The organism is Pseudomonas sp. ATCC 43928 (assembly GCF_005938665.2).
Classification (GTDB): domain Bacteria; phylum Pseudomonadota; class Gammaproteobacteria; order Pseudomonadales; family Pseudomonadaceae; genus Aquipseudomonas.
The window spans coordinates 41,332-52,592 of the sequence record NZ_CP041753.1 but is presented as its reverse complement, the minus strand read 5'-3'; the positions used below and the strand labels follow the sequence as shown (position 1 = coordinate 52,592).

Annotated in this window: 12 protein-coding genes; 10 read left to right on the top strand and 2 right to left on the bottom strand. The window is 52.6% G+C overall.

Annotated elements, in window-relative coordinates; genetic code table 11:
• Positions 1-23: 23 nt before the first annotated feature.
• The 9 genes from FFH90_RS00275 to FFH90_RS00240 all read left to right on the top strand — a co-directional run bounded on the left by FFH90_RS00275 (position 24) and on the right by FFH90_RS00240 (position 8,088).
• A complete protein-coding gene (locus FFH90_RS00275) occupies positions 24-2,333 on the top strand; it encodes a M23 family metallopeptidase (protein WP_138866513.1) in 2,310 nt (769 codons plus the stop codon).
• Between the two features lie 90 nt (positions 2,334-2,423).
• Positions 2,424-2,933 (top strand): lysozyme inhibitor LprI family protein, encoded by a 510-nt coding sequence (locus tag FFH90_RS00270; RefSeq protein WP_111453053.1) that lies wholly within the window; start codon positions 2,424-2,426, stop codon positions 2,931-2,933.
• Between the two features lie 79 nt (positions 2,934-3,012).
• Positions 3,013-3,474: a hypothetical protein gene (locus FFH90_RS00265; RefSeq protein WP_111453052.1), complete on the top strand. Its 462-nt coding sequence runs from the start codon at positions 3,013-3,015 to the stop codon at positions 3,472-3,474.
• Positions 3,475-3,482: 8 nt separating this feature from the next.
• Positions 3,483-4,880 carry a lysozyme inhibitor LprI family protein gene (locus FFH90_RS00260; RefSeq protein WP_177431083.1) on the top strand — a complete coding sequence of 466 codons (1,398 nt, stop codon included), beginning with the start codon at positions 3,483-3,485 and terminating at the stop codon, positions 4,878-4,880.
• 82 nt (positions 4,881-4,962) lie between these two features.
• Positions 4,963-5,829 (top strand): type IV pilus biogenesis/stability protein PilW, encoded by an 867-nt coding sequence (locus FFH90_RS00255; RefSeq protein ID WP_230138909.1) that lies wholly within the window; start codon positions 4,963-4,965, stop codon positions 5,827-5,829.
• Positions 5,830-5,831: 2 nt separating this feature from the next.
• Positions 5,832-6,587, top strand: coding sequence for a lysozyme inhibitor LprI family protein (locus FFH90_RS00250; RefSeq protein ID WP_111453050.1), 756 nt, complete (start codon positions 5,832-5,834; stop codon positions 6,585-6,587).
• A gap of 31 nt (positions 6,588-6,618) precedes the next feature.
• The gene (locus tag FFH90_RS30195) at positions 6,619-7,107 is read left to right on the top strand and encodes a hypothetical protein (RefSeq protein ID WP_225602959.1); all 489 of its coding nucleotides are present in this window, start codon (positions 6,619-6,621) and stop codon (positions 7,105-7,107) included.
• Complete coding sequence (locus FFH90_RS30190) at positions 7,083-7,610, top strand: hypothetical protein (protein WP_225602960.1); 528 nt, start codon at positions 7,083-7,085, stop codon at positions 7,608-7,610. Before FFH90_RS30195 ends, FFH90_RS30190 begins: the two co-directional genes overlap by 25 nt.
• 73 nt (positions 7,611-7,683) lie before the next feature.
• A complete protein-coding gene (locus FFH90_RS00240; protein WP_082920908.1) occupies positions 7,684-8,088 on the top strand; it encodes a hypothetical protein in 405 nt (134 codons plus the stop codon).
• A gap of 55 nt (positions 8,089-8,143) precedes the next feature.
• On the opposite strand, the gene FFH90_RS00235 is transcribed toward FFH90_RS00240, so the two are convergent.
• Complete coding sequence (locus FFH90_RS00235) at positions 8,144-8,524, bottom strand: DUF6124 family protein (protein WP_138866512.1); 381 nt, start codon at positions 8,522-8,524, stop codon at positions 8,144-8,146.
• 589 nt (positions 8,525-9,113) lie between these two features.
• On the opposite strand from FFH90_RS00235, the gene FFH90_RS00230 reads away from it, so the two are divergent.
• Positions 9,114-9,497: a hypothetical protein gene (locus FFH90_RS00230; RefSeq protein WP_008073421.1), complete on the top strand. Its 384-nt coding sequence runs from the start codon at positions 9,114-9,116 to the stop codon at positions 9,495-9,497.
• 286 nt (positions 9,498-9,783) lie between these two features.
• Here the strand turns inward: FFH90_RS00230 and FFH90_RS00225 are convergent, their stop codons facing one another.
• Positions 9,784-11,184: an aminoacyl-tRNA deacylase and HDOD domain-containing protein gene (locus FFH90_RS00225; RefSeq protein ID WP_018927474.1), complete on the bottom strand. Its 1,401-nt coding sequence runs from the start codon at positions 11,182-11,184 to the stop codon at positions 9,784-9,786.
• Between the last annotated feature and the right edge of the window lie 77 nt (positions 11,185-11,261).

Here is an 11,261-nt window from a genome sequence, read left to right as displayed (position 1 = left end):
TTGATTAAAGATGGATCACACCTATGTTGATTAGCCCTCCATTTCTTCCTGCACCGACTGCTGGAGAGAGTGACGAAGCGTATTTGAATCGAGCGATGCTTTGCGGTGAACCGGGTGATGGCTTTTTCCCGATTAGCTTTGATTTGAACTGGCATGGCGGTACTCACCTGAAGGCCCCTAAAGAGGCTGGGCGTGCACTGCCGGTACGCGCGATTGCGGATGGAACCCTGGCCTACTTCCGCGAGCCAGCACCCGTGGACACGAGTGAAGATGCTCCTCTGAATTACAGCGGCTGGACGGACAATGGCTGCATTGTTCTTCGGCACGAAACCGAGATTGGTGAGGGTGCAAATTCGAAGGTGGTTTTCTACTCGATCTACATGCATCTTTCAAAAATAACGGTGAAAGATCCGAAGAAGGGCATGCAGATTTATCGCAAAGAAGTGCTCGGAGAGGCTGGGAAAATTTATGGAGCAGAAAATAAGATTCATTTTGAAATTATTGCTGATGATAGCCAAGTAAAAAATTTAATAGGTCGTACAGAAAGAGAACTGTCATATCAGACAATCTCCGGGAGGAGGGAGAGCTGCTGGGGGGACATGTATTTTTATTTGCCTCCTGAAGTCCTCGGGTATGCGGAGCGGCCAGGCCAATGGACAGATACAAATAATATGTCTAGTTGTGTGCGTCTTCCTGCGGACGGTCTATTTGTCCGTATGAGCTATAGCCGCGGACAGTGTCTGTTAAGTACCTTTACGCTTGACGGTGAGTGTTTGGGAGAGCAGAAAGAAGAGAAGAACTTCGAATATAATCTTTATGAAACGTCTGTAGACCGCTTTCCAGATTGTCCAAGTGCAGGTTATGAACTTCTCCGATTTGGCCGTGTACTTGGCTCGGATGCGCTCGCGCCGACGAATGCGGCACATTGGCGCAAGATCGCATTCTCTGATGGAAATGCTTGGGTTAATTTGAACAGCAGCACTGTAACTTGTTTCAGTGACGCTGATTTCCCTCAATGGTCGGGTTGGAAGTTGGTTGATGATGATGCTGATGAAGATAGTCACTGTCAGTCACCATATTTGCGGGAGTTGTTGAAGTTGGATGAGGATCCATTGTATCCGCCTTCTAGGAACATAGTGGAAATATCCAAGGCTCCTGACTTTAAGCATGTTCCGGCCAAGCCAGAAGAAGACCACGTATATAGCAAGAGCTATCGTATTAAGAAGCATAATCAAGAAATTATTGAAAAGGAGAGCTCTAAGGAAAAACTTAAGCGATGCATATTTAAGTTTCCAAGTGAGTGGGGGGGTAATGACTTTGATATCCGTTACGGTTGGTTGAAACAAGAGTCGGAGTTGGGGCCGGCTATGCCAAAGGGTGATTACGATAAACTAAAATCCCACCAGCAAGCGATGGCTTTTTGGGAAGATGCAGGCTTGGCGGGTATCGGATCGAAGCATTGGCATTTCCCACCAAAAGAATTTGTAGGTGCTTTTAGAAAGTGTGGTTGGTTGAGCGAGAGGGAATTAACGCAGTTGCTCCCTTCAAATATATTGCGCAAAGGTAATAGTGGGTGGCTTTTTGAAGCTGTCGCGATAGGTACAGCCACAAAGTCAAAAATTTCTACAGTGAAAGATGACTTAAATAAAGCGCTGCGAAAGTTTTTAATTAGTGGTAGTCCGTTCAGAATGGCTGCTTTTTTTGGAAACTCAACTCAAGAAACGCAGTGGTTTGGCAAGCTACATGAAAATGATTCTAGCGCAAGATATTCTCCGTGGGATGGACGAGGATTCTTCCAGCTAACTTGGCCAGATAACTATGTAAAATACTGGAGATTCCGAGGGCGCAAGATCTCCGAATCGACGGCGAAATCGCTTTCAGCAGCGGCAAAATCTGCGGACAAAACTAGGGATAAGAGTTACTTGGCTGATGCCGCTCTGACATCCAAAGGATTAACATCCGAAATGATTCGGTGGAGGAGTGATGTAGGTGATAAAGGTCACGATGCGGCAATGAGTGCAGGTGCTTATTGGGCTTGGACAGGCGCAGCTCAATTTGCCGACAAGAGTCCTGTTTTGGTGCGCGATACCGAGCAGGTAGGTACAAAAAATTACGTTTATTATACTTGTGAGTCGTTTGGGCAAGTTGCATCAACTGTAAACTATGGCCGGCCGATGCCAGATCCTAGCAAGATAAAAAGTGTTTACGGAATTGTGACGCGCTACCAAGCTTACACGAACGCGTTGACTGTGTTGACTGAGCTGATGAGTTATCCTGATGCCGTAGGCAAACTAAACGAAAAGCCTGAGGATTTTAAACCGCGGCGAGAGTGATTTACTAGAAATAGTCATAGTTGATATTTGAGATGTTGTGGTTAGGTGCTTAGGTGAAATAATTTTGGGTATTGGTATGGAGAGCTTGTTGTGAAATTTTTAAGACTTGTTGTAGATTGTTTTATGGTGTTTTTTTTAAGTGGCTATAGTTTTGTTAAATATTGCAGGAGTTGGATGAATTGCAACAATGTTACTCGAGTAGTTATTTTTGTTTTAGCTGGCGCGTCACTTCCATTAATGAGCTTCGCCCAAGATGTTTGCGCTGAAAATATGGCTGAAGAGCAGAGCGCGCAGTGTGCGCAAGCGGAAATGGAAATAGCGGACGCCAAACTGAATGAAAGCTACAAGGCAGTAATTGATAGAGCGGAGTCCAGATATATTTTTCAGTATCAATCGCAGCCTGAGTTGAATAAAGCTTTTTTGGGGAAGTTGAAAGACTCTCAGAGAGCGTGGATAAAGCTACGCGATACGAACTGTTCTTTGGAAGGATTCGAAAATGAGTGGGATAAGGTTTTATATGCAGCGAATTTGAATAAATGTATCGCAAGAATGAGCTTGGATCGAGCTAAATATTTGGATGCAATAATTCCCTCGCGGTAAGAGATAAGGGTCAGATTTATGTGCGCCAGGCAAAGCTTGGTCGCCTGGGATGGGCTGCAAGTGGGAGTAGGGCGAGCACATGCGATTCAAGCTTTTAAGCGGGTTGCTGCTTGGCCTGTTGTGGATGGTGTCGGCCCATGCCGAGGTAACTACCTTCAGCCCAACCCAAGGCGCAGAGGTAACACTCACATTGGAAGGCTCTTCGCTTGCGTTATCGGTTACAAACGATGGCCACAGCGAATCCCGAACAATCACCTTTGAAGCCGAAAGCGAGCTACGTGTGCAGATTGATGATTTCAATTTCGACGGCGTGAAAGATTTCGCGATCTGGCAGGTTGATGACGGCATGAGCACTTACAACATCCACAGGATTTTTGTTTACCAGCCCAAAACCGGCACCTTCCAGGAATTACAGCCCGATTGCGGTGATGGATTCGTCAATCTGCGCGTTGATGGCAAGCGCAAAGCGTTGATCAGTACCTACTGGGAGATGAACGTCCCCAAGCAATGCACAACTCGCTTTGCAAAGCGCAAGGCCTGATGACCTGAATGAATCAAGGATTGAACACAGTGAAGCGTTTTGTTTTTGCGTTTGTCGGCGCGCTGTTGCTACCGACTTCGGCAGTGTATGCGCAGGATGACTGCACTCAGGTTCCCTCTAGTCTGGAAATGGTACCGTGTTCCGAGTCGGCCAAAAAATCTGCTGATACGCAATTGAATGTCAGTTATCAACAGTTGATGGCACGGCTTGAAGCACAGTATCGGGCAGATCCTGTGCTGGGCTCGGCGTATGCCGCAAAGGTCAAAGAGTCGCAGCGAGCTTGGCTCAAGCTGCGGGACACTGGTTGTTCTTTGGAAGCGTTCGAGATCGAGACGGGTCAACCGGCTTATGTGACGACCGTTAATTTGTGCATCGCCAGGATGAGCCGTGAGCGATCGGCGTCCCTGGAAAAAATCGCGCCTGAGCTGGTAACTCCCCCAGCCAACAAAAATGCTGCAGTGGCACCGGTCAACGATGTTTGCCCGTCCGAGGAGTTCACTCCGTTTCTGACAGCGTTTTCTGCCGATAGCGAGTCTCAGCGGCGTCTCACGGCGCTGACGGTCAAGCAACTGTTACTGAAGCCGATAGCGGGCAAGGGCCCGACGGACTTCGAGCCAGTAACAACGGGAGTGCAGGGTGCTTCGCTGACCTACCCATTGCTGGCGCCTGTCAGTCCAAGTGGGACGGTCGGGGTTGAGATTGAGAACGTCGACGACAGTCACGTCAATGTGGTGGATAAGCGGGCGGGCAACAGCAATGTAAAAATCTTCAACTTCTCTCGCCAGGCATGTTGGGTACTTGAGGGAATTGAAGACTGGTCGATCAGTGAGAAGGATCTTGTCGCAACAGGTAACCCCGGAATGAGCCGCGCGGAGAATTTCTGTTATCAACGTGCTGAGGCTTTAGGAGGGTTAGGGTTTCTTGAGCAATATCCTCTGACTGTGGAGTTGATTGAAGCGTCCTTGGAAAATTATGTATGTGCTGCAGAGTCGGGTGATGCTCAGGCGAGCCTGTCGGCGGCAAGCTTGAGTCTTTCGCAGATGGCGTCCCAGTTGGAAACCAACAAGGTTGAGGCTTTGTTCAAAGCGGCATCCAAAATACCGAGTGGAGCGTTGGCTTATGCCACGTTTTTTTGCGTAGGAAATTCCACCGACTATAGCGGCCCATGCCTGCATCCCGAGCAGGCAGAAAAGCAGGTTATTCGTGCTATTTCCATGGGCTCCGCTGACGCGATGAATTATCTGGCTTCTACCTTTGAGGGTGGCGAGTTGGGAACGAAGGATGTGTCCCGGGCGTTAGCCTGTTATCAAATGGCTGCTGACAAAGGTAATCAGTTGGGCATCGAAAACCTGGAGCGTTTGAGATCGCAAAGCGCGGAAGCGCTCAAGGCAAGTCACTGTATTTGAACCGGATGCATTGTCTTTCGATGAGTAGTTTTCCGACGGTTACGCCAAGTGCCTGGCGAGCCAAAGATAAAAAGGATTTTTCGTGAAACAGCTTTTTTTCGTCAGCAGCCTTAGGTTGGCAATGATTCTAATGAGCCTGTTGGCTTCAGCCAGTACCTTGGCCGAGGACACCCAAATCATCGGGGTTGGCGGGCACATATTGACGCTGAAGGATAAGACATGGAGTAGGCCTGTTCCGGAGTCGGCGATCGCCTCGTTTACCGCGAACGGCAAGACTTTTCCCCTCTATGTTTCCGACGTTGGTACCGAAACGCATAACGGCTGGCTAAGTCCTGACAAGAAAACATTGCTGATTAACCAGACTCTTTATGGCGTTGTAATTGGTCAGGAAGGCGAAGAGATCCCGACAGAAGAGACTAGTTGCGATTTAATTTCGATGGAAACTGGCTGCGTGCTCCATCAACACGTAGCTCGGTTTTGCTACGGCGAATGGGAGGGCAATCGATGGACTTCCGGTGAAGGGGAGGTTCTTGACCTTGTCATGAAGACGCCTTCTCCAAAGGATTTGCTGAAGCAGGTCTCAAGTATTGAGACTGTCGAATCCCGCGGGGAAGCCCTCGAATTGAGTCTGGGCACTATAAGTCTGGACGCGTATATGGCTTGCCATCCACCGGCGCGCAATGTTCAAGGTTTCAACGACCTTGGGTTTTACCTGGCTGAAGGTGGAAACGATGAGCTTGCGCTGGCGTTTTATCGCGGCGTTGAGGCGCTCGGTAAACGCACAGTGTTGATGTTGAACATCGCCGATTCACTGTGGCGCCTTGGTCGCGAAGACGAAGCGCAGCGCTATTACAGCCAATACCGCGACGCAATGAGCGCCGATGGCAAGGCGCAGAAAATTCCGCAACGTGTAGTTGAGCGATCTGTAATTCAGGGAATGAAAAATTGAATATGTTTGTGCGCTGTATCGCATTGTCCTTTGGATGCCTGTTTGCCTCCATCGCGATGGCCAAGGACGAATGCAAAGAGACCACCGTGAGCTGGCAGATCGATCTGTGCGTGGAAGCGGCACGCAAAGAAGCCGACGTACAGCTCAATGCTAGTTACAAGAAACTGCTAGCGCGGTTCGAGTCTCAGCAGCGGCGCGACCCTGAACAGGGCAAGGCGTTGATGGCGATGGCCAGAGAGGCCCAGCGCGCGTGGATCAAGCTGCGCGACACCACGTGCCCGCTCGAAGCCACGGAAAGCGAGCCCGGTGTGGCGCTGCATATTACGACTATCAACAACTGCGTGGCCAGAATGAGCCTGGAGCGTGCGGCTTATCTGGACACTATCGTCGCTGATGAGCCGGGTAATGTGGTTGATCTCAACAAGGTGTTCCTGTCCGGCTCCCAGCGCTTCGGCGATGTCGTGGCGCGTTATGTCAGCACCTTTGGCAGCCCTTGTTTGACGGTTCAGATTCTGGCGCCTAACGGCGGTTGGAGAGTGCTTTCCTCCAAGCGGTTTTGCAGTTTTGACGGCAAATCGTTTTGGGATGGCTATGCCAGTGCGTTGTTTGAGGATCATGCATTTGCTGCCGATGGTTTACACCTGACGCTCAGCTTGTTCGAGCTTCGTGGGGACGGAGAGAAGCGCCTCGCCTGCGTGATTCCGATTCAGAATGAGCAAATCAAAGAACTGAAGTGCAGCGCACCTGAGGCAGCGTGAAACCATCAGCGTAAACATTTGAAGATTGGCATTGGCCAGGCTCTTAAGTTTTATTGCTGCGCTCGGATGCATGGTCGGTTTGTCGGCTCAACCGGCATCGGCAAGTGACCTACAAACCATAGGCGAGCTGCATCCGCCGGTGGTTGCTTCGTTGGGTGATCAAAAGATCACGGTGTTCTTTTTGAAGAACAACCTTAAAGGTCAGGTTGGGGGCGTGCATGTGCCTGATGCTGAAATTTTCTACGCCCCCATGAATGCGGTGAAGCCTTCGCTGAATTATGTGTGGAAGGTCGAAGGCGAACAAATTGCTTCGGTGTTCTTCTTCGAGCGCAAATTCCCTGAGCGAGCGGGGAAGTCCATGTTTGTTCTGACAAAACACAAAGTCTCGCACAGCCATTTCGAAGGTGATTCCTATTCGGTGCTGGAACTGCCGCTCTTCAAGGACGGCGATCACTTGTCCTTGCAGTTTTTTCGCGGTGACCCGCCAGACCCTGAGTGCAGAACTGCCGCGACGGTCTAAATCTGGAAGATGACGTAGAAGTCGAGTGTGCTTACAAGGATGCGGCGAGCATTAAGAAGCGCTTGGAAGACTTGGATGCAAAGATGATTGCGGATTCAAAACTGGGTCAGGGCAACCGTCAGAAGACACTACAAGCCGATGGTGGCGCGGCCAGTGATTCTTGCCCCTCGACCGACTTTTTAACGTTCCTCTCAGCTTTCTCCGAACGCGCAGACGTGCAGAAAGCCTTCGTCCAACAACCGCTGAAAATGCTCACGACTGTGGCGGGAGATCCCGAGCCTGAGATGGAAAAGCGCAGCGTCAGCGGCGATCAGATCAAGTTTCCAATCATCCCGGATCGCGTGAAACGAGAGGCCGATGGTCTTACGTTGACCGTCAAGGAAGAACGGGGCAACAACGCCACGGCGATCCTGCAGAAGCCGGATACCGATTATGTCTTCGAGTATCAGTTTGTTCGTGGGCAATGTTGGCGGCTTGCAGAAGTCTCGGATTTTTCACTTTAGGCATGCGGTAAGCTCGCACGTCATCGTTTTCAAAAAAATGAGATCAGAGGGATCTGTGAAGAAGTTATTTTTAATGCTGTTGTTGGTATTGCCGCTGACGGCCCGTAGTGAGATCACAACACAGGTCTCGTGTTTCCGTTCGCTGGAAGGTAAAAACATCAATTTCGAATTCAGAACCTATTACGACTCGGTCACCCAATGGAGCGGCGCGGGGGTTAGGTATAGCAAGTCGAAGAAGGCCATTCCTCTCGTCTATCGGAACACTGTGGAAGAAGTCATGACGGAGGACGGGCCTTATCAGTTCACGACGACTTGGGTGGAGGTTTCTGACGGTGTGGTGACGGGGGAGTATGAAAGGGCGACTCAGGGGGCTCGGGTAAACTCGATGTACTACACGAATTACAAATCCGGTAAGAAATATTCGTTCGATCAGGATATCAGCATGGAGGCGTCACCAGAGACAGGCTGTCAGTGGTGAGTCGAGATCATCGAGAAAGGGGACTCAACGTCCCCTTTCTCTTTCCGCGATTTCGCTACGCCTTCGCCCGATGCTCCGCCGGATTCGGCGAATCAATGTGATCCAGCGCTCGCTCCACCAACAACCGAACCCCATCTGCCAATCTGCTTAGCGCCAAGGCTAAGGAGCGCCGTTCTCCATCAACATCGTCGGCCAGGCTGGCGGCGATGGCGCTGATGGACTTCAGGTCTTCGGAGGCGTTGGCCAGGAGGGCTTCGGTGTCGATGTCGGGGGAGACGGTGAAGAGTTTGCCTTTGCGCTTGGGTTTTTCTTTGGGAGGTGGGGCGAAATGGTGGTCGAGGGCGCGTTCGGCGGCTTCGTGGAGTTTTCTGGAATCTAAGGATTCGTAGGGGGATGTGGCTGGGTTTTCTGGGGGATTCGGTGTTGGCTTGAACATAAAGTGTTACTCCAAAATTTAAGGAGCTGACACCGTTTCGCGTGCACTTCGAAAGAGGTGGCAGCTGTGCATAGGTGTGCAAGACCGGTGGAGTCACCCGGCAGACCCGAAGGTCTCCCATACACAGCAGCCATAACGATTCGCGAGCATAGGAAAACGCTCGATGAATTGCCATAACCGAATGTGTACTCCATCGGACTTGCACGTCCGAATCACCGATTTTTTCGGTGACGGATAGAGGTTATCGGTGAACGCCAAAGTCGCCTAGTTCACGGACAGCCCGGCGTTTTGAAGGAAATGTCCGAGAGGTTTGAGGGCATCAAGATCAAAAGATCGCAGCCTTCGGCAGCTCCTACAGAAATGTGTTTCTTCAGGTGTAGGGCGGGTGTTGGAGGTGACACGCAGCGTCACGGAATGCATTCCCACGCGGGAGCGTGGGAAGGATCAGGGTTGAGGCGGTAAAGCGTGACTTGGCGGTCATCATGCGGGAAAAGCGGTTCATCTTCTTCTAACGCAACACGATGGTGGCGTTCTGGCTTGGAGCCGCTACACTGCGCCGGCCGTTCATTTTTCTTTTGAGGCTGTGCGCATGAAATTTCGTTTTCTTCTGTGGATGCTGGGTTTGTTGATGGGTAAGGCCAGTCGGACTAATCCTGCGTTTCAGCAGCAGTTGGGTGACAAGGCGTTGGTGTTTCAGCTACAGACCCTGGACGGGAAGGTGGCTCGGCATTTCTTTGTGAAGGACCAGCGCATTACCAGCAAGTCCGGCGTGTATGCCGAGCCTGCGTTTGCGATTGCCTTTAAAGACGCGGCGTATGGCTTTGCCACGATGCAGGCGAAGAACAAGCAGCTGGCGTTTATGACGGGGATTCAGGACAAGTCGATTCAGATCAAGGGCAACCCGGCGCTGGTGATCTGGTTTCAGGGGTTGACCAAGTATTTGAAGCCTAGGAAGGCGAAGGCTAAGGCCTGAGAACCTTGATCCAGTCAGGAGTGGAGGAGGCTTTTGTGGCGAGGGAGCTTGCTCCCGCTGGGCTGCGAAGCGGCCCTAAAGCCTGAGACTTCGGTTGTATCTGACACACTGCGGCGGCTGGGTTGCGACTGCTGCGCAGTCGAGCGGGAGCAAGCTCCCTCGCCACAGGGGTTGGTGTATTTCAGTCAGACCGAGGTGGATTCATCGCGGGCAAGCCCGCTCCCACAGGGATTACCTGAGTCCTGTGGGAGCGTGGCTTGGTCCGGGTGGCGATTCGACGATGCTTTTAGGCCTGGCTGAACTGCGAAGCCAATTCGCGCAGCAGCACTTCAGCTTCAAGCACTTTGCTGACCACGTCGTTGGCCTTGTCGCGAGTCAGCCCCACACGCTCCAGCAAGGCATCCGGAATGTCTTCATCCGGCCCCGAGCCAATCCCGCGACTACGCAGCAAACGCACGGCCAAACATACGAGGTTCGGGTACTCGGCGTAGTCGCCGTCGTAGCTCGGGTCGTGCTGGAAGCGCAGGGCGGTGGCCAGTTCTTCTGGCATGTCCCAGTAGCGCATCAGCCATGAGCCGATCTGTTCGCGGCTGATGCCCAGCAGGTGTTGCTCGACGTAGCTGTGGCACAGGTGCGGGTTGACCTCCAGGTGGCGGCAGATCAGCGAGAAGTGCGGCGGGAACACGTGGGCCAGCAGCAGGTAGCCGAAGTTGTGCAGCAGGCCGGCGAGGTAGGTCAGGCCGGCTTCCGGGCGCTGGGCGCGGGGCATGGCGCGGGTCAGGCCTTCGATGACGGCGGCGGTGTAGATCGATTGCTGCCAGTACGGCGTGGTGTGTTGCGGGTGGTCTTTGGGCAGGCTCAGGGTTTTACCCAGGGCCAGGCCCAGCGCCAGGTTGATCACCAGGTCGAAACCCAGCACGCGGACGATGGCGTCTTCCACTGAACGAATCTTGCCCGGCGAGGCGTAGTACGGCGACGCCGCCCAGCTGACGACTTGCGCGGCCAGGGCCGGGTCGGTTTCGACCACGCCAGTGATGTCGTCGATGGTGGCGTTGGGGTCGACCCGCAGTTTGATTATTTTTTGCGCGGTTTCGGCCAGTGGCGGAATTTCGATGGTCGCTTCCAGGCGTTGCTGAATGCGCCGCGCGGTGAACGCTTGCACGGCCTGGGTGATTTCCTCGCGGTCATCGTCGGGGCGGTCGAGGTTCGGGCGGATGCTGTGCACGGCTTCGCCGAAGTTGCCGGCGCTGGCCTTGGTCAGCATGGTTTTGAAATCTTCGCTGGTGATTTCCAGCAGCACGCCCGGCTCGCCCGAGTTGATCAGCAACTTCGGTTCGCGCAGCAGGCTTTCTTCATACAGGCACGGTGAGCTGGTGAGCGCCGGCAGGCCGGGCAGCAGGCTCAGGCTGTGTTTGCCGAGCATTTTTACCAGGCGTTCGGTGGATACGGCGGTCAACCGTCGGCCGGTGAGTTCGGCGAGGCGGTTGAGGTCGAGCAATTGACTTTGCGGAAACAGCACCATGAGCGCGCCGACGGCATCGTCCAGCAAAACCGCCTGCACTTTGCGCGCGGCGTTCAGGCCGTGATGGTCGAGGACTTCCTGGTAGGCGATGCCCAGTTTGCCGAGCAGCAGCCGAATAACAGACGGAGCGTGCGGGGTTTCAGGGGCGAGGGCAGCTTCTGTCATGGTCTGTATCCGTTTTCAAACAATTGCAGGAGTATAACCAGCTTGTTTAAGGCCAGGGTCCAGAAACTGCGACAGTG

Bases quoted from the DNA above. Each gene is read 5' to 3' on its own strand.
- FFH90_RS00250 (WP_111453050.1), top strand. From the start codon at position 5,832: ATGTTTGTGCGCTGTATCGCATTGTCCTTTGGATGCCTGTTTGCCTCC.
- FFH90_RS00240 (WP_082920908.1), top strand. From the start codon at position 7,684: ATGCTGTTGTTGGTATTGCCGCTGACGGCCCGTAGTGAGATCACAACA.
- FFH90_RS00230 (WP_008073421.1), top strand. From the start codon at position 9,114: ATGAAATTTCGTTTTCTTCTGTGGATGCTGGGTTTGTTGATGGGTAAG.
- FFH90_RS00225 (WP_018927474.1), bottom strand. From the start codon at position 11,184: ATGACAGAAGCTGCCCTCGCCCCTGAAACCCCGCACGCTCCGTCTGTT.
- FFH90_RS00260 (WP_177431083.1), top strand. From the start codon at position 3,483: ATGAATCAAGGATTGAACACAGTGAAGCGTTTTGTTTTTGCGTTTGTC.
- FFH90_RS00275 (WP_138866513.1), top strand. From the start codon at position 24: ATGTTGATTAGCCCTCCATTTCTTCCTGCACCGACTGCTGGAGAGAGT.
- FFH90_RS00235 (WP_138866512.1), bottom strand. From the start codon at position 8,524: ATGTTCAAGCCAACACCGAATCCCCCAGAAAACCCAGCCACATCCCCC.
- FFH90_RS00265 (WP_111453052.1), top strand. From the start codon at position 3,013: ATGCGATTCAAGCTTTTAAGCGGGTTGCTGCTTGGCCTGTTGTGGATG.